The organism is Rossellomorea vietnamensis (assembly GCF_001305855.1).
In the GTDB taxonomy this organism is placed as follows: Bacteria; Bacillota; Bacilli; order Bacillales; family Bacillaceae_B; genus Rossellomorea; species Rossellomorea vietnamensis_A.
Genome location: NZ_LIXZ01000009.1, coordinates 74996 through 92415, shown reverse-complemented (window position 1 = coordinate 92415; position 17420 = coordinate 74996). Strand labels below are relative to the sequence as shown.

The 17420-nt window shown below is 45.4% G+C and carries 16 protein-coding genes; 3 read left to right on the top strand and 13 right to left on the bottom strand.

What is annotated here, in order from left to right:
* Window positions 1-61: 61 nt before the first annotated feature.
* Window positions 62-2218, top strand: a complete 2157-nt coding sequence (locus tag AM506_RS13255) for a cell division FtsA domain-containing protein (protein WP_060673010.1) — start codon at window positions 62-64, stop codon at window positions 2216-2218.
* A 47-nt stretch (window positions 2219-2265) separates the two neighbouring features.
* Here AM506_RS13255 and AM506_RS13250 read toward each other — a convergent pair whose 3' ends face one another.
* The 4 genes from AM506_RS13250 to AM506_RS13235 form a co-directional block, all read right to left on the bottom strand.
* Window positions 2266-2820, bottom strand: a complete 555-nt coding sequence (locus tag AM506_RS13250; protein ID WP_060672961.1) for a YtxH domain-containing protein — start codon at window positions 2818-2820, stop codon at window positions 2266-2268.
* Between the two features lie 463 nt (window positions 2821-3283).
* The gene (gene ytxJ / locus AM506_RS13245) at window positions 3284-3598 is read right to left on the bottom strand and encodes a bacillithiol system redox-active protein YtxJ (protein ID WP_060673009.1); all 315 of its coding nucleotides are present in this window, start codon (window positions 3596-3598) and stop codon (window positions 3284-3286) included.
* A 122-nt stretch (window positions 3599-3720) separates the two neighbouring features.
* Window positions 3721-4203, bottom strand: a complete 483-nt coding sequence (locus AM506_RS13240; RefSeq protein WP_060672960.1) for a YtxH domain-containing protein — start codon at window positions 4201-4203, stop codon at window positions 3721-3723.
* A 16-nt stretch (window positions 4204-4219) separates the two neighbouring features.
* Window positions 4220-4741, bottom strand: coding sequence for a DUF948 domain-containing protein (locus tag AM506_RS13235; RefSeq protein WP_060672959.1), 522 nt, complete (start codon window positions 4739-4741; stop codon window positions 4220-4222).
* Window positions 4742-4944: 203 nt separating this feature from the next.
* Here AM506_RS13235 and AM506_RS13230 point away from each other — a divergent pair, with 203 nt between their 5' ends.
* On the top strand, window positions 4945-6060 hold the full coding sequence (locus AM506_RS13230) for an aminopeptidase (protein ID WP_060672958.1): 1116 nt from the start codon (window positions 4945-4947) through the stop codon (window positions 6058-6060).
* 82 nt (window positions 6061-6142) lie between these two features.
* Here AM506_RS13230 and murC read toward each other — a convergent pair whose 3' ends face one another.
* From murC to AM506_RS13185, 9 genes are all read right to left on the bottom strand, one after another.
* A complete protein-coding gene (gene murC, locus AM506_RS13225; protein WP_060672957.1) occupies window positions 6143-7462 on the bottom strand; it encodes a UDP-N-acetylmuramate--L-alanine ligase in 1320 nt (439 codons plus the stop codon).
* 158 nt (window positions 7463-7620) lie between these two features.
* Entirely contained in the window at window positions 7621-8277 is a 657-nt protein-coding gene (locus AM506_RS13220; RefSeq protein ID WP_060672956.1) for a hypothetical protein, read from the bottom strand.
* A gap of 8 nt (window positions 8278-8285) precedes the next feature.
* Entirely contained in the window at window positions 8286-9389 is a 1104-nt protein-coding gene (locus tag AM506_RS13215) for a nicotinate phosphoribosyltransferase (protein ID WP_060672955.1), read from the bottom strand.
* 112 nt (window positions 9390-9501) lie between these two features.
* Complete coding sequence (locus tag AM506_RS13210; protein ID WP_060672954.1) at window positions 9502-12300, bottom strand: DNA translocase FtsK; 2799 nt, start codon at window positions 12298-12300, stop codon at window positions 9502-9504.
* 439 nt (window positions 12301-12739) lie between these two features.
* Window positions 12740-13345 carry a YtpR family tRNA-binding protein gene (ytpR, locus tag AM506_RS13205; protein WP_060672953.1) on the bottom strand — a complete coding sequence of 202 codons (606 nt, stop codon included), beginning with the start codon at window positions 13343-13345 and terminating at the stop codon, window positions 12740-12742.
* The gene (locus tag AM506_RS13200; protein ID WP_060672952.1) at window positions 13345-14154 is read right to left on the bottom strand and encodes a DUF1444 domain-containing protein; all 810 of its coding nucleotides are present in this window, start codon (window positions 14152-14154) and stop codon (window positions 13345-13347) included. Before AM506_RS13200 ends, ytpR begins: the two co-directional genes overlap by 1 nt.
* Window positions 14155-14696: 542 nt before the next feature.
* Complete coding sequence (locus AM506_RS13195) at window positions 14697-15014, bottom strand: thioredoxin family protein (protein WP_060672951.1); 318 nt, start codon at window positions 15012-15014, stop codon at window positions 14697-14699.
* A gap of 1 nt (window position 15015) precedes the next feature.
* On the bottom strand, window positions 15016-16047 hold the full coding sequence (locus tag AM506_RS13190) for a PTS transporter subunit IIC (protein ID WP_060672950.1): 1032 nt from the start codon (window positions 16045-16047) through the stop codon (window positions 15016-15018).
* 181 nt (window positions 16048-16228) lie between these two features.
* Entirely contained in the window at window positions 16229-16732 is a 504-nt protein-coding gene (locus AM506_RS13185; RefSeq protein WP_060672949.1) for a hypothetical protein, read from the bottom strand.
* A gap of 171 nt (window positions 16733-16903) precedes the next feature.
* On the opposite strand from AM506_RS13185, the gene AM506_RS13180 reads away from it, so the two are divergent.
* A complete protein-coding gene (locus AM506_RS13180) occupies window positions 16904-17350 on the top strand; it encodes a YtoQ family protein (protein WP_060672948.1) in 447 nt (148 codons plus the stop codon).
* Window positions 17351-17420: the final 70 nt, after the last annotated feature.

Here is a 17420-nt window from a genome sequence, read left to right as displayed (position 1 = left end):
CTTTTAAGCGCTAAAGTATTTTAGTATTGTATGAGACTAGGCTAAAGTGGGTGAACACGAATTGAAAAAAAAGCAAAAAATCTTTGCGTTAGACATCGGGACCAGGTCGGTTGTCGGGATCATTTTGGAAGAAATAGACGGAATATTTCAAGTTTCAGATATATTAATAGAAGAACATAAGAAAAGGGCCATGCTCGATGGACAGATTCATGATGTACCCGCTGTTTCGGAGGTCATCTCCTCCATCAAAGGACAATTGGAAAAGAAACACGGTCCCCTTCATAAAGTATGTGTCGCAGCAGCAGGACGCGCCCTGAAAACGGAGACGGCCCTATCAACGACAAATATCAAGGGGAAACCCCTTCTTCAGAAAAACGATATCCTTCATCTCGAATTAAGCGCCGTACAACAGGCACAGGCATTGGCTGCAGAAAATGAGAACGACTCGAAAGGCTATCATTATTACTGTGTCGGGTACTCCGTCCTTTTTTACCGGTTGGATGGCGAGGAGATCGGCAGCCTGATTGATCAGCAGGGGGATGAAGCAAGCGTCGAAATCATCGCAACCTTCCTCCCCCGTGTCGTCGTGGATTCACTGATTGCGGCACTGACACGATCCGGACTTGAGATGGAAGCCCTGACACTTGAGCCCATTGCTGCCATCAACGTCCTTATTCCTGAATCCATGCGCCGTCTGAACGTTGCGCTTGTTGATATCGGTGCAGGAACCTCGGATATCGCCATTACCAATATGGGCACGGTCATTGCCTATGGGATGGTACCGACTGCAGGTGACGAAATAACTGAAGCGATCAGTAACGAATTATTGCTTGATTTCCCTTTGGCCGAACAGGCGAAGCGGGATCTTCAGTCTTCAGAAGAGATCACGGTAACGGATATTCTTGGGTTTGAAACGAGTTTCCCGTCACATGATGTGGTAAAGAAGATCTCTCCTTCTGTGAATCGGCTCGCCGGAGAGATTTCAAATGAAATCCTCCGCCTGAACAACGGAAAGCCCCCACAGGCCGTCATGCTCGTAGGGGGAGGCAGCCTGACACCCGGCCTCCCTGTACAACTCGCTTCCTCCCTGGAGCTGCCTTCCAATCGGGTGGCCGTAAGAGGCGTCGACGCGATTCAGAACGTCACTGTATCGGATGAAGTGACAAAGGGACCTGAACTTGTCACGCCGATCGGGATCGCCATCGCAGCGAAGCAGGCCCCGGTCCAATATGTCACGGCGTATGTAAATGACCAGCCTGTCCGCTTATTCGAAGTCAAGGATCTGACAGTGGGTGACTGCCTCCTAGCGGCGGGCTTGAAGTTAACCAAGTGGCATGGCACACCTGGAAATGGCTTCTTTGTTACTGTCAACGGACAGGACATTACGTTACCCGGTGGTCACGGCGAGCCGCCACTCATTGAAAAAAACGGCCGGCAAAGCGAACTGGACGAAACGATTCAGAATCATGACCGAATCTCGGTACAGAAAGGGAAAGACGGATCATCCCCTCAGGTGACGATCGGTGACCTTGTGGATCCTTCTTCGTCAAAACAGATTGTCATAAACGGGAACCCGTATCTTCTCTCCCCTCCCGTCTACAGGAACAATCAGCCTGCACGATTGGAAGACATCATTTGTGACCGTGATTCGATTCGGATTGAATTGATTGATACTCTCCAGGAACTGTTGGCCCATTTTGGTTACAACGAATGGATGGAGGGTACGAAGCCTTATCGAATCTCCATCAACGGAGTGGATACATTCTTCCCTGTCTATTCCGGAAAATTACTGATAAATGGGATGGAGGCCAGACACACCGCTAAAGTCAAGAATGGCGATATTATCTCATACAAACCCGGTGGCACTCCAACGGTAAATGAACTTCTTACCAAGAAACAGTTAACAGTGGCAAAAGCAATCACGATAACCTTTAACGGCAAAGAATTGCATCTTAAGAAAGAAAGCAGCAGCATCACCCGGAATGGCATCAAGCTCACAATGGACGATCGCTTATTCCCTGGTGATTCCATCCTGATAGAAGAGCAGCATGCAGGTTCATTTATCTTTCAGGACTTATTTAATGCAGTGGAAATCAACATGCCCCCTCATTCGAACGGAAGCTTTGTCCTTTTGAAAAATGGAGTGGAAACGACTTTTTACGAAGAAATTGAGCAAGGTGACGACCTGGAAATCGTCTGGCCCCAAGCCTCGAGTTGATGTATTTTAACAACAAAAAAAAACTGGCAGTTACGCCAGTTTTTTTATTATGATCCAACTTGACCCGGAATGCTGCTTGTACGGTTCGTTGGATGAATGGACTGATCTTCAGATGTGGAAGTAGAACTTGTCGCAGACTGTGACGAAGTGGAGTCCCCAGTTACTTCTTCTCCCGCTTCTTTCACTTTACTGCCGATGTCCTTTAACTCTTCTGCCGCTTCTTTCGTCGAGGCAATCATTTCAGTTGAATCATCTTTAATTTGATTGACTTGATCCACCACATCGTCATTCACCTTTTCGTACAGGTTCTGCGCGTCGTTGATGGCTTCTTTTAACACATTGGACGCTGTTTTCAGGCGGTCCTGCCAGTCATTGACCAATCCTGAAGGATTTTCTCTCACCTTGGCGACCATCCCCATTGTAGAGTCCTTCATATCAGATGTTCTTGATGTCACATTTTTCCTCGTTGTTTTATCCAGCATGGCAAGGGCTCCACCTACAACGGCTCCCATCACCATTCCTTTTACTAACTTGCCGCTCCTCTTTCCGTTCACTTTCACATTATTTGTTGTTCCAGTTTCATAAGGTACAGGCTGTGTCATTTATCGTTCCTCCATTTATCTATTTTTTATTCTTATAAGTTACCTTCCCTGTATGAAGCTAAATAAACGTAAAGGGAGTAATTACCAAATATTATCAAAACGAGCGACTTTTACCTTTGTTGCTTGCGAAGAAGCGAGAAGTGGTTGATTTGCGCTGCAGGTGCTCGCTTTCCGCGGGGCTGGCGGTGAGCCTCCTCGGCTGCGCCTCCGGGGTCTCACCTGTCCAGCGTTTCCCGCAGGAGTCGAGCACCTTCCGCTCCAATCAACTTAATAAGCATATGTTTTACTGTTTTAGAGTAAAGGCTAAATCCCCTTCAAATTTCTGCACTGGTCAAAGGCAATTAAATAAATACTTTCTCTCCGCTAGATTTAATCCACTCTGTATAAGTTGCTTGAACATATTATAATCCTCACGAAAAAACCTGAATAATAAAAGGACCCTGACTAATCAGAGTCCATTCCTTTATAGCTTATCCAATTCACTTTCGGTGATTTTCCAGTGGGATGCGGTCCAGCCCGGTTTTCCTTCTATGAAGAGGAAAGCTTGGGGTGATTCGTGGCGGATGCCGTATTTTTCGGCGATATGCTGCGACAGTTCCCTCGATTCCTGGACGGCTAGATAGTAGCCATCTTCCTCTTCATGCTTGTTCAAAAATGCCTGGTACTCGGTAAAGGCATTCGAGCTTACAGGGCAAGTAAGACTGTGTTTCATAAAGAAGAAACGCGGGTTTGTCTCGGAAAGTTGTTCAAACTCCTGAACGGTATCGATCTTTTTCATGTGTTCCATACTTCCTTTCATACTTGTAATGATTCCTTAGCCAAAGCGATTTATAGACCCTTTCATTTCAACAAAAAAACGGTGAAGTCATCATATCACTTCACCGCCCTTTGAATCAATGATTATTGATTGTATGTTTTCTCAGTTTCGTCAAAAGCTTTCTTCGTTTCTTCAAGCTTCTGATTCACATCTTCTGTTTCTTCCACAGGTGTCGTTCCCGCTGATGGAACAGCTTGAAGCTCTTCATTTGTTTCTTCCAGTTCGTTGTTATTAGAGCGGTATGTTTTCAGCTTCCCAACCACATTGTTGGACTGCTCTTGTACGGATTTTGTAAGGGAAGAAGATTTTTCTTTCGCCACTGCTGCAAGCTCATTGCTCTTCTCTACAGCTGTGTCTTTCCACTGACCTGTCTTTTCCTTCAGTACGACAGTTTTCTCATTGATATCATGACGAAGGTCTTTACCGGATTTCGGCGCCATCAGAAGGGCTGCTGCCGCTCCTACGATTCCCCCGATCAGTGTCCCGATCATGAAGTCCTTTGAGTTGATGTTATTGCTGTCGTTTGTCTGGTTTTGATTTTGATTTTGATTGTACTGTTGTGTCATGTAATAATTCCCCTCTCTAATTGTTATAAGATCTTGCTCTTTTAACTAATTTTTCTCTAGTCCGAACTTCCTTGGATGTTTGGTTTGGAACAGCAACATCAGCAACACCAGGTTGTGCTGGCTGTTTTTCCTGTTTTTGTTTCCATTTGTCCTTTAACTCAATGAATGCATTTCCCCATTGAACCACCTGTGAAATCTTTCCTTGGTTGCGCTCAAGTTCAGTTGAAATGGAAGTACTTACCTTCTTCACCGAGTTATTAAGGTTCTGGATAGAATGCCCTACATCTCTTACCGCATAAACAACTGTGTTCAGATCCTCAGACTTCTTCTGGATATCCTCAGCCAATAAATTTGTTTTATGTAGTAATTCTGTAGACTCTCTTGTTACTCCTTGAAGCTGGCTCTCAAGTCCGGTCATTGTCGTTGAAACACTATCTAATGTAGAGCCCAGGGACTTCAAAGTCTTCATTAAACTCATTACCAAAATGAAAAATGCAACTGCTATGACAGCTACGCTTAGATAAAGAATGATTTCCATATGCCACACCTCCATGTATAGGAACTCTTTACCCTTATGATGAACAAATAAACATTATACTAGTATTTCTTCCTCCCCAAACCATTTTCCTGCATGAAAAATAAATAATTTTTTTCATGTTTTAGCATTTCACATTTTGGTCAAGTCATGCCTGTGCATTTTAGGGTACAATAAAAAAGACTACATATAAGGGGGAAAATGAAATGAAAGATCCACGTATTGAAAAACTGGCAAAAAATTTAATTCAATATTCAGTCCAATTACAGCCTGGAGAAAAAGTGCTGATCGAAAACTTCGGATTGCAGCGTGAACTGGTGACGGCTCTCGTGAAAGAAGCGTATGCAGCAGGAGGACATCCCTTCGTATCCATCAAAGATCATGCAGTCGACCGCGCCTTATTAATGGGCGCTCAGGAAGAGCAGTTTGATATGATCGCAAGCTTCGAAGCAAATGTCATGGAGCAGATGGATGCATACATCGGTTTACGTGCAGGTGATAACATCAGCGAGCAGTCTGATGTGCCGGACGAAAAAATGAAGATCCATGGAAACACGATTGGGAAGAAAGTACATAGGGAAATCCGCGTTCCTAAGAAGAAGTGGGTCGTGCTCCGCTACCCTACTGCGTCCATGGCACAGCTCGCCAACATGAGCACAGAAGGCTTTGAAGACTTTTACTTCGATGTCTGCAACCTGGATTACAGCAAAATGGACAAAGCGATGGATAACCTCGTCGAACTCATGAACAACACAGATAAAGTCCGCCTTGTCGGTGAAGGGACGGACCTTACTTTCTCCATCAAGGACATTCCTGCAGTGAAGTGTGCGGGACGCCTGAACATTCCTGATGGTGAGGTGTACAGTGCACCAGTGAAGGATTCGGTAAACGGCGTGATTTCCTACAATACGCCATCTCCATATAACGGGTTTACGTTCGAAAACGTCAAATTGACATTCAAAGAAGGAAAGATTGTCGAAGCCACTGCGAACGATACAGACCGGATCAACAAGATCTTTGATACGGATGAAGGGGCACGATATGTAGGGGAATTCGCCATCGGAGTGAATCCGTTCATCCAGCATCCGATGCAGGACATCCTCTTTGATGAGAAAATTGACGGCAGCTTCCACTTCACACCGGGTGAATGCTATGAAGAGGCATATAACGGAAACCACTCGAACATCCACTGGGATATGGTGATGATCCAGCGTCCTGAGTATGGCGGCGGCGAAATCTATTTCGATGATGTATTGATTCGAAAAGATGGAAGGTTTGTCATCGAAGAGCTTGAAGTGTTGAATCCGGAGAATTTGAAATAAGAATGTTGGAGCCACCGTCAAGGTTATGACGGTGGCTTTATTTTGCAAAAAAACCGGCTCCCATAGGAACCGGCTTCATCGATTAATTCTCTTCTTTCAATTGTCCCTCAAGTGTGTGCTCATATGCTTGTTGGAACTTTTGTACGTCTCCCGCCCCCATGAAAATCAGTACGGCGTTTTCATGTTTGAGTAAAGCGGTCGTATCTTGTTCGTCTATGATTTCGCATCCTTCGATTTTACTTTCAAGATCGTGGATGGAAAGTTTCCCGTGGTTTTCCCTTGCGGAACCGAAGATTTCACATAAGTACACTTTGTCCGCAAGACTTAGCGTTTCGGCAAACTCTGTCAGGAAGGTCTGCGTACGTGTAAATGTGTGAGGCTGGAAGACAGCAATGATCTCTTTTTCCGGATATTTCTGTCTTGCCGAATCAACGGTTGCCTTGATTTCAGTCGGATGATGAGCGTAGTCATCGATCAGGATCTGTGAGCCCACTTCTTTTTCAGAGAAACGGCGCTTGACCCCTTTAAATGTGCTCAGTCGTTCTTGAACGATGGCTGTATCAAGCTCTTCGTAATGACAAATGGCAATGACGGATAAGGCGTTCATGATGTTATGGTCACCGAATGTCGGGATTTTGAATGCTGCATAAAATTCATTGCGCACAAACACATCAAATGATGTACCTGTTCTGTCCCGTGATACGTTTCTCGCCTGGAAGTCGTTTTCCTCGGCAAAGCCGTAAAATACCACCGGCACCTGTGCCTGGATCTTTTGTAACTGCTCGTCATCCCCGCATGCGATAATCCCTTTTTTCACCTGCATGGCCATCTCCTGGAACGCAGAGAACACGTCATCCACATTGGCAAAATAGTCGGGATGATCGAAATCGATGTTCGTCATGATGGCATAGTCAGGGAAATAAGACAGGAAGTGTCGTCTGTACTCACATGCTTCGAATACAAAGTAATTCGCATCCACTTCGCCTTTACCGGTTCCATCCCCAATCAGGAAGGAAGTCGGCTTGGCGCCACTGATGACATGTGCCAGTAGACCGGTTGTCGATGTTTTTCCGTGAGCACCCGTTACGGCAACACTTGTGAATTCCTGCATGAAGTCACCAAGAAATTTATGATATCTGGTGACAGGCAGTCCTTGTTCAACGGCAGCTTGTATTTCTTCATGCGTGTCAGGGAAAGCATTCCCTGCGATCACATGCATATCCCCTCCAATGTTTTCTTTTTGGAAAGGTAGTATTTTTATATTTGATTCATCCAGAGCCTTCTGAGTAAAGAAATACTTATCTACGTCAGATCCTTGGACCTCGTAGTCCATATCGTGGAGTATCTGGGCTAATGCACTCATGCCCGACCCCTTTATTCCTACGAAATGATATATCGTCATAATAGAACCTCCAACAATCGTCTATCTAAAAGCATTATATGAAATCTATATTTATTTTGCCATCGGTCTTTAGCTTTCGATATTGAGTATAGAAAAAAGCGTACTTTCTTCAACTTGAAACATTATATCATTTTTTGAAATCCCTGACCATGAAGAAGCTACGAAAGACTTGGGAGAATGAAGTTTGGCGCTTCTTCCTTTAAAAACGTTCTCCATAATACCCCAGTTTTTTGATTCATTTGACTATAGTGTGTTTGCAGATTTGCTATCACGTCCATTGATTTCACGGGAAAAACGGGACCTAAGATCCACTGATGAACGACCAGCGGGACTTTCCTCACGAAATAGACCTGTTCTTCAATTATTTCCTTTTCTATCCAATCAGGGTTCATTTTAACAATCACTTCATCTCCCTGAACGATCGTTTGACAGCGTAAGGTCCGTCCCTCTTTTTCTTTCACTATGACGGGTTCCCAGGCAGCCGTCAATACGACGGCACCAAGGAGTTTGGTTGATTCCTGAAGGGGGTGTGACTGAAGAAATTGAAAGAATAGGGTCTGCCCCTTGATGGTCTTATAATCAAATAGGAACCATTCTTGAAACAATTTCTCCACTCCAGCCTCCAAGCGGGCCTCATCGTGTTGAAGAAACCGTTTAGAGAAAAGCATTTTAGCCCGTACTTTTTCTCTTATATTCGTTTCCTTCAAAGCGAACTCATACGCTTTCCTGTAGAGGTCCTCAATATGATCCTCGGCGATCTTCTGCTTTTTCTGCCTGAACCGTTCAAGATCTAACGTGCTTTGCTGTTCTTGCATGTTCTCACCTATTCGAATTCTACTTTTTCCAGTCGGGGGTTCGGACGAAGCTTCCTTCCTGCCTTAGCTTCCGGGGAACCGTCGATGACGACGTTGTCCCCTGTAAATCCAACATGGATCTTCAGAAGACTGCTTCCGACTCCGTACATATCGACTGGAACTTGATTTTCCTCAAACTGACGTATGCGGTCTTCATTAAAGCCGCCCGACACGACAATCTTGACGTGGCGGTACCCTTCCTCGTCCAAAGCATCTCTCAATGCATTGATGAGCTGCATATTGACCCCGCGCGGATCAAAGGTTCCCAGCACATGTTGATTACGAAGGAAATATTTATCGATCATCATTCTTGATGTATCTACCCTTACCCCTTTTAATTCCTGGCCAAACTCTCTTGCGACCTTCAATGAGTCAGTAATGACATCATTATTGTAATCAACCAGGGTAATGAGCTCGTCCTCCGGGAATGTTTCCTTGTACGCTTTCGTTGCTTCTACGATATCCCCATTGAATAATTGAATGAGGGCATGAGGCATCGTCCCCATCCCTTTTTTTCCCCACCATTCATTCATGGCATGGGTCGCCTGGGCTGTAGAGCCACCTATGAAAGCAGCATAACCGTCTCCAGCCTGTTGGGTAAAATGATCGTCACGGTCTCCCATAAAGATGACTGGCTTCTGTTTACCCGATAAAGAAGCAGCTTTCATCACATTGTAAACGCTCGTCGCAACAGACGTTCTTCTCGCAAGGATTCCGTCGATGATGCCTTCTAGATATCCAAAGTCCTGATAACGGCCCTTGATGGTCAGCACGGTTTCAAACGGAGAGATCTGGTCCCCATCCTTTAGGGAATGTATCTCAAGATTCTGCGGGTTATCAGCGAATGTATGCAGAAGGGCGATGACTTCATCCGTTCCACAAATCACGGCATGTGTCTTTTGAAAGAATTGCATGGTGATGACTGCATCCGGTTTATGTTTCTTCGCAATTTCCTTCGTTTTTAAAAAATAGACAGCTGAGAACCAGCCATCCTTGATTCTTTCATCAAACTTGAATGTATGATTGGTCAACCTGTTGAGTTTTCCTTGAAGTTTCAATTCGATTTCTTTCATCACTAGTGCTCCTTATGGCTCTTCCTACACAAAAAGAATAGGTATTCTGTTTACATTCGTCCTTATCGGACAGATATAAACAGAATACCATGTATTAAATGTTTGTACTAGTCTATGCGAGTGTCTCCAATTCACTTTCGGAAATGAGGACATCCCTTGGTTTACTGCCTCTGGACTCGGAAATGATTCCATTACTCTCCATCATTTCCATCAATCTTGCGGCCCGGTTATAACCGATTCTGAATCGGCGCTGCAGGCTTGAGGCCGATGCCCCGCCCTGATCGACGACAAACTCACATGCTTCTAAAAATAAGTCGTCCTCTTCCTCCGTAACCTGTGCTTTCTTGATCAATTCATCTTGTTGGAAGAGGTAATCCGGTTCCCGCTGATCCCTTACATGGCGGATGATGTCATCGATTTCGTCATCTGATACGAACGTACCCTGCAACCGGACAGGTTTGGATGAACCATTCTCAAGGAATAGCATATCCCCTTTACCGAGCAGGCGTTCAGCCCCGCTGCCATCGATGATCGTCCTTGAGTCAACGCTTGAAGAAACGGAAAAAGCGACCCTTGTCGGTACATTGGCTTTGATCAATCCTGTGATAACGTCAACAGAAGGACGCTGGGTGGCAATGATCAAGTGTATACCGCATGCACGCGCTTTCTGGGCAATCCGGCAAATGGCTTCTTCCACGTCTGCCGGCGACGTCATCATCAAATCCGCGAGCTCATCGATGACAATCACCAGGTAAGGAAGCATATCGCTGTACTGTTTATTCCGCTTGGCGAGTTCGTTGAAGCGCTTGATATCCCTTACCCCCGTGTGGGCAAACAATTCATATCGTCTTTCCATCTCCTCCACGGCCCATTTAAGGGCGGCGGTCGCTGCTTTCACATCGGTGATCACCGGGCTCACCAAGTGAGGGATCCGGTTATACGGTGCAAGTTCGACCATCTTGGGGTCAATGAGGAGCATCTTCAATTCATCCGGAGATGACTTGTATAGAAGACTGACGAGAATCGAATTGATACATACACTTTTACCCGAACCGGTCGCTCCGGCGATGAGACCATGGGGCATCTTACTCAGATCCGTCACGATGGGCTGGCCGGAAATATCCAATCCAAGAGCGGCGGTCAATGGTGAAGACGGTTCTTGGAACGCAGGACTGGCAATCACTTCACTGATGCATACCGGACGGCTCTCCCTGTTCGGCACCTCGATACCGATTGTGTGTTTACCCGGGATCGGCGCTTCCATCCGGATATCCTTGGCTGCCAGACTCAGCTTGATATCGTCTGTCAGATTCGTAATCTTATTGACCTTCACCCCTGGTTCAGGCTGCACTTCAAAACGGGTGACCGACGGCCCCTGGGTGACATTCACCACTTTTGCCCTGACGTTGAAATTATGCAGGGTCTCGTCGAGTAATAGTCTTTGGGAATCCAGCCACTCTTCACTCATTTCCTTTGATACGGGAGGCGTCAAATAATCCACTTTCGGGAAGACATAGTCCCGCGTCCGTTTCGATGACGAACTTAATTCACTGTAGCTCTTTACCGCTTCTTCTCCCTGGACCTGTGTCTGTTGAGACGGCCTTTCTTCCGGACGCTGCACGTCTTCAGCGGATTCTTCAACACGTGCCTCTTGAACAGGAGGTTTCTGTTCGGTTTGTTCAGTGGTTCCCTGTCTCTCCATTGAAGGGGCACCTTCCGTACGAGCGGACGATCGGCGGGTATCCATCTGCCGCTTATCTTGTTTAAGCATCAATACGTTAAAAGGAAGATGCGATCTCTTCCTTCTTTCCGGTTCTTTCTTGATCGGTTCTGAAGATTCGGTCGCTTCAGGTTCCTCTTCTACCTGATTTTCTTCAGCCACCGGCTCGACATGCTTCTCATTAGCATCCGGTACTTCTTCATCCACCGATTCCAAGACTACCGTTTCTTGTCGGGAATGCTCCGGTTCGCCAGCTGGTATTTCCTGTACGGGTTCGGCTGTCTCCATTGTTTCGCTAACAAGGGACGGACCTGCCTCTTGGATTTCATCACGATGTACTAACATCTCTGGTTCTTCTTCAACTGGATCAGGTTCATTTATAAGTGAAATACGCTCACTTGTTGTCGGGGGACTGTCCGTGATTCCGTCAACATTTTGTTCCGTTTCATCCATTCGTTGGGCTTGTATCTCTTCCACTTGAACAGGTTGGTCTACCGGCTGGCTGCTTTCTTCCACTTCTTCCGTAAGCGACTGTACAGGGACTTTAGCCTCTGGCTCAGTCGCAATGACAGGCGCTTTTTCGACAACAGGAAGGGAATCCTCTACGATCGATAGAGCTTTTTGATCGATGACTGCTTCTTTTCTCTCTTCTTCATTATGTAAAAACTTATTCAGCTCATATTCGACACTTTCTTCTTTCTTAACCGGCCTTCCTCTAAAACCATAGATGGGGGATGGAATCTCCGTTGGCGTAAATGGTCGGCTGTTTCCTTTTTCCACCTTTGTCGCTTTCTTTGGCTTGACGGGAGTGGACTGGTTCTCTTCTTTCCATTTCCGGCTGCCCGAAGATTGGTTTCGATTCTTCGGCTGCTGCTGCTCCTGCTCTTTAGGCTTCTCTCTTTCTCTTTCTCTTTCTCTTTCTCTTTCTTCTCTTTCTTGATTTCTTTGTGCTCGCCGCGGACGCTCCCTGTTTTCCCCGTCTGATATAAGGGGAAATCGGAAATTCCCTTTAGGGTATTGGTAGGTCATCCTTGCTTCTACATCACGTGAATGATTTGGCGCTGCTATATGTTTACGTTCAGCCTTTGTCGGTTTCGGCTCTTGAATATCGTCGTGGGTATCATCATAGTACTCTTCAAATTGTTCATCATTATCTGATAATTTACCAAATATTTTTTTAATCCAGCTCACAAACATCACTCTTTCTTTCATACTTACTATTTATTTTATCAGGTAAAGAGAAAAATTCGAGTCATTTCGATAGAATTAGAGAATTGTTAAAGGATTGTGTCGAAATAAACATAGGTGTAAAGAGAATGTAATACGTAGTTTCGTCACATGAGTGTGTGCTGGTTGATTTCCGCTGCAGGTGCTCGCTTTCCGCGGGGCGTGAGTTGAGCCTCCTCGGGCTAAAGCCCTGTGGGGTCTCAACTTTCCCGCTATTCCCGCAGGAGTCGAGCACCTTCCGCTTCAATCAACTTACGAATTATCGGTTAAAACCTTAGAAACCTGTAAAAAATCCAATAACCCGTCGTTATCATCTGAATATTTCCACCTTATTCATTCACAAAGTAAACTGAAAAATAAACAAAAATACCTGAGCCCACACTCCGGACCCAGGTATATGTTTTTATGCTGTGAAGGGTTGACCTACTTGGTAGGTGTCTTCAAGGACGAGGATACCCTTTTCTTGTGGTGCGTCGGGAAGGGAAAGTTCTTTGGCAGAGCAGATCATGCCTGATGATGCGACTCCGCGGAGTTCTGCATCCTTGATGACCATTCCGCTTGGCATGACTGCTCCCACTTTCGCGACAACGACTTTTTGCCCTTTGTCAACGTTAGGTGCACCACAGACGATTTGCAGGGTTTCTTCCCCGACATCCACGGTACAAATGTTTAGCTTGTCCGCATTCGGATGCTTTTCTTTTTCTGACACATAGCCTACCACGAACTTTGGAGAAAAGTCTGCTTCCAATACTTCATCGAAACCGTTCTTCTTGATGGCTTCATTGATCAATTGGAGCTTCTCATCATTCATTTCGACAGGTCCCACTTCACTTACACTTATATACTTAGATGCATGGAATAGGTTATAGCCGAGTGTTTTCCCTGTTTTCTCATCGTATAAACGTGCTGCGTCTTCTTTTCTTTCGTGTTGAACTTCTCCTTCAAAGCCCGGATCCAGTGTAACGATCAGGGTATCACCAATGCCTTCCAAGTTATAAAATACGTTCATCATTTTTTCTCCCTTTCCTTTTTGCGATTTTTTGCCAAAATGAAGATCGGTTCGAGTTCCCCTTCTTCATATACAAAGGATAATGCTGTAATCGGTACATTTCCTGTCGTAAAGAAACTCATCGTCATCTGGGCAAGGACGTCATAGCCCGTTTCATTGCGGATATCCCCGATGACTAATACATCCTGATGGGGGACCGATACCGTCATCTCACCCTGCACATCCTTGCTTACTTGTTTTAAGAAGGCGTCATTCAAGATGCGGCTGGCATCGTATCCATCATTATTGTTCAGAAAATAGAAGATGTTCCCCGCTACTTCATCCTTCTTCATGTCTGTTGACAGGCTTCTGACATTGAAAAGGGCAGTCTCCTTCATTTGCTCATGAGTCCATCCTTCAGCCTTCAGCATGTTTTCATCCAACAATCGGTAGGTTTTCCCTAAATCAACAGCATAGTAGATACGCGTTTCAGCTGTATGGTCGTCTGTGACGAGGGCAACCCCGTCATTGGATTCTGTTGCAAAAGAGGTGGAACGGATGACAGGAAAGACCTTCTTCTGTTTACTAGCAAGATCCGCTTCGGTTCCCATGACATTTAACGCTTCTTCTACGTAATAAACCACTTCATCAATGATGGATTTATTATTTTCTTTCCATTTTGATACGATCGGCGGCAGGGCGACGGTGATCCCTTTTTTCGTAGTGGTGTTTTCAATTCGTAGTGAATCTTTATCCCGATCATATGTAAACGTACGATTTGGTTTCTCTAATCGTTCCTGGAGTATACTTTTTAGCTTTTTAATGTCCAAATCTGATCCTCCTTTATTCTTATATTTAGACTTTTTTCTAAAATATATTTTACAGTAGAGAGTGGTTGTTGATTTCCGCTGCAGGTGCTCGCTTTCCGCGGGGCGTGAGTTGAGCCTCCTCGGGCATTGCCCTGCGGGGTCTCAAGATCCAGCTACGGTGGCTAGCCCCTCGAGGTCATAAGCTAAATGGTCCAAGAAGGCAAAAGAACGCCTTCTTAGCCCATTCATCTTATGCTTGTCGGGGCTGAGCAAGCCACCTCCGCTTTTCAGGCTTTCCCGCTATTCCCGTCGGAGTCGAGCACCTTCCGCTTCAATCAACTTTATAAAATCTAAATAAAACCAAACTCACTATTCTTTTGTACTAAATCCCGGAAAGCAAAAAGACCGTCCTTTTAATGGAAAGTAATCGACCTCTTCCCTCTCTCGATAGATGATTCACTTATAACATTTTACATGAAAATGGCGAGATTACAAAAGGAACCTTTTGTTTTGGGGAAAAAGAAAAGGGATCCCGTTTTTCAGGAGATCCCCTCTGCTGTTAGTTATGAAGCTAATGAGTTCATGAAGTCCTCGATTTGTTCTTTTGATTTCCGGTCTTTGCTTACGAAGCGTCCAAGTTCACGGCCGTCTCCGTAGGCGATGAAGCTCGGGATTCCGAAGATATCAAGCTCAATGCACAGGTCAATGAATTGATCTCTATCTACATATAAGAATGTATAGTCTCCGTACTCACTTTCGATTTCCGGCAGGATCGGTTCGATGATTCGGCAATCCGGACACCAGTCGGCTGAAAACATGAATACATGCTTCCCGCTTTCTTTCAACTGGTGGAATTCTTCCACTGATTCAAGTTTACGCATTTTATTTGCCCCCTGTTTCAATCGTCATTTGGTTGGGTTTGATCCAACCTAGTTTACGCATATATTCAGATATTAACAGGCTTATGAAGGCAGGTCCAACAAAATGCAACAGAAGGATTTTCATTGTGACATCCCAGCTGAATCCCATCGTTTTAAACGTCATGATCTGTCCGACAAATCCGCTCGTCCCCATACCGGCTCCTGCTGCATTGTTTTCCATCAGCCAAACGGTCGTGCCGATGGGAGCGAGAATCATGCCTGCAACACTCGGGGGAATGAGGATAAGGGGATTTCGGACGATATTCGGGACTTGTAACATGGAAGTCCCGATTCCCTGGGCGAATAATCCGCCCACCCTGTTCTCCCTATAACTGATGACGGCAAATCCAACCATTTGAGCGGCGCAGCCAATCGTGGCGGCACCGGCAGCGACCCCGTTCAAATCAAGCATCAACGTAATGGCTGCACTTGAAATCGGGGCAGTCAGGGCAAGACCCATGAGGGCCGCAACAAGGATGCCCATGATGATCGGTCTCTGCTCCGTCGCCCAGCTGATCCAGCTTCCAAACATACTCATAAAGTCTGCGATTCCGGGACCGATGAAGTAAGCGACCGTGAATCCTGCAAAAATCATGACAAATGGCGTCACGATAATATCTATTTTCGTTGTCTTACTGACCAGCTTTCCAATTTCTGTGGATAGGACTGCCGCTACATACGCTCCCGCCGGTCCTCCAAGGGTGGCTCCCGCAGCCCCTGTCACCACTGCAGCGAATATGACCAGCGGCGGTGCCCCAAGCCCAAAGGCAATCGCCACACCGATCGCCGGGCCCATCAAGCTGATGGCAAGTGTCCCCATCTCTATGAAGAATTCACTTAACCCTGCTGGAAGGGGAAGCTGCTCTCCGATTGTCTTGATGATCAATCCAATGATCAACGAGCTGAACAACCCCAGTGCCATATAACTTAAAGCATCTATAAAATACGTCTTCGCCGATAACGTAACGCCTTTTCTCTCTAAATACCCTCTCATGCCCCTCACTCCTCTGTATACCTTTCCTTTTACTAGTGTAAAGACACATGTTTGATTTGTCTATTATTTTTACCCTTCAGTATGATCAGCTTTTCATTTTCTTATTGTTCATCTATTCTAAACCCATAAAAAAAGACCGGCCCCTCCCTGCTCCCGCAGAAAAAAACCGGTCGATATCTATCTAGTTGTGTTTGACTGAAGCTGCGATTTTCATCATCATTTCCGCGTTATCCGCCAAGTCTTTCATTTCTGACTGAGTTGTTACTTTCGTTCCGCCCACTCCTACAGTAAGTTCGTATTCTTCTGTATCCGGCAATTCCTTAATGACATAATATCCTAAGCGGTTGTCTTCTTTAAAAGTCCCATGCTTCACAAGACTCTCTTTGTCATTAATAGCCATTTTATATAGAAGTTCACTATCCTTATCTTCTTGAGGGTTCGTGAAAAGTATAAACGTATCGGAGCTTTTTGAAATAATGATATTATAAGGAGATTCTTTTTCTATCTTGGCACCAAACGGGAGATAAAAGCTGATGTTCCCAGCGTCTTCACCGGCTTTCTCATTGGAGTTCAGTGCTCCCTCCACCACGCCTGCCGTCTCCTCTTTTTCCTGGTCGATCGATGTATTGCATCCTGCTAAAATAAGCAATAGTATAAAGAAAATGATCGATGGTGCGGTTTTCATCCTCGATTTCCCTCCCTTTCATACTTAGGACCTACGCTTATGATACCCTCACAAAGTCCCGGATGGCAACCCTTCCAAAAAGAAATTCCACCTTTTTCATGGGAAAGGTGGTTGAATTACCTTCGAAAGGGTATTTATGATAAGATGACTAAAAATAGGAAGGTGATCAGTATGGAATTAACCGTGTATTTAGCCGGAGAGATACATAGCTCCTGGAGGAACGAATTAAAAGAGAAAGCAAAAGCCCTGAGACTCCCCCTTCAGTTCGTCGGTCCCATGGAAAATCATGACCGTTCCGATTCGGTCGGGGAAGAAATCCTCGGTGAACAGCCGAATAAGATTTTCCGGGATGAAGCTGCTTCTGCCATCAATAATTTCAGAACGGAATTGCTTATGAAGAAATCCGATGTGGTGATTGCTTTATTCGGAGAAGAATATAAGCAATGGAACACGGCGATGGACGCGAGTACGGCCATTACCCTACAAAAGCCCCTGATCCTCATTCGCCCGGAAAAACTTCATCACCCATTGAAAGAGCTTACAAATAAGGCGAATGTCACAGTAACGTCCATTGACCAGGCACTTAAGACTCTTTCTTACGTTTTTGACACCGAATAATGACATTCCCCAAAAAAGCCTTCAGCTTCAAAGCTGAAGGCTCTTTTTATGTATGAAAAGGCGGGAACAA

Excerpts from the sequence above, each read along its gene's own strand:
- AM506_RS13250 (WP_060672961.1), bottom strand. The coding sequence starts at position 2,820 with ATGACACAGCCTGTACCTTATGAAACTGGAACAACAAATAATGTGAAA.
- ytxJ (WP_060673009.1), bottom strand. The coding sequence starts at position 3,598 with ATGAAAAAGATCGATACCGTTCAGGAGTTTGAACAACTTTCCGAGACA.
- AM506_RS13240 (WP_060672960.1), bottom strand. The coding sequence starts at position 4,203 with ATGACACAACAGTACAATCAAAATCAAAATCAAAACCAGACAAACGAC.
- AM506_RS13235 (WP_060672959.1), bottom strand. The coding sequence starts at position 4,741 with ATGGAAATCATTCTTTATCTAAGCGTAGCTGTCATAGCAGTTGCATTT.
- AM506_RS13230 (WP_060672958.1), top strand. The coding sequence starts at position 4,945 with ATGAAAGATCCACGTATTGAAAAACTGGCAAAAAATTTAATTCAATAT.
- murC (WP_060672957.1), bottom strand. The coding sequence starts at position 7,462 with ATGACGATATATCATTTCGTAGGAATAAAGGGGTCGGGCATGAGTGCA.
- AM506_RS13220 (WP_060672956.1), bottom strand. The coding sequence starts at position 8,277 with ATGCAAGAACAGCAAAGCACGTTAGATCTTGAACGGTTCAGGCAGAAA.
- AM506_RS13215 (WP_060672955.1), bottom strand. The coding sequence starts at position 9,389 with ATGAAAGAAATCGAATTGAAACTTCAAGGAAAACTCAACAGGTTGACC.
- ytpR (WP_060672953.1), bottom strand. The coding sequence starts at position 13,345 with ATGAACGTATTTTATAACTTGGAAGGCATTGGTGATACCCTGATCGTT.
- AM506_RS13195 (WP_060672951.1), bottom strand. The coding sequence starts at position 15,014 with ATGCGTAAACTTGAATCAGTGGAAGAATTCCACCAGTTGAAAGAAAGC.
- AM506_RS13190 (WP_060672950.1), bottom strand. The coding sequence starts at position 16,047 with ATGAGAGGGTATTTAGAGAGAAAAGGCGTTACGTTATCGGCGAAGACG.
- AM506_RS13185 (WP_060672949.1), bottom strand. The coding sequence starts at position 16,732 with ATGAAAACCGCACCATCGATCATTTTCTTTATACTATTGCTTATTTTA.
- AM506_RS13180 (WP_060672948.1), top strand. The coding sequence starts at position 16,904 with ATGGAATTAACCGTGTATTTAGCCGGAGAGATACATAGCTCCTGGAGG.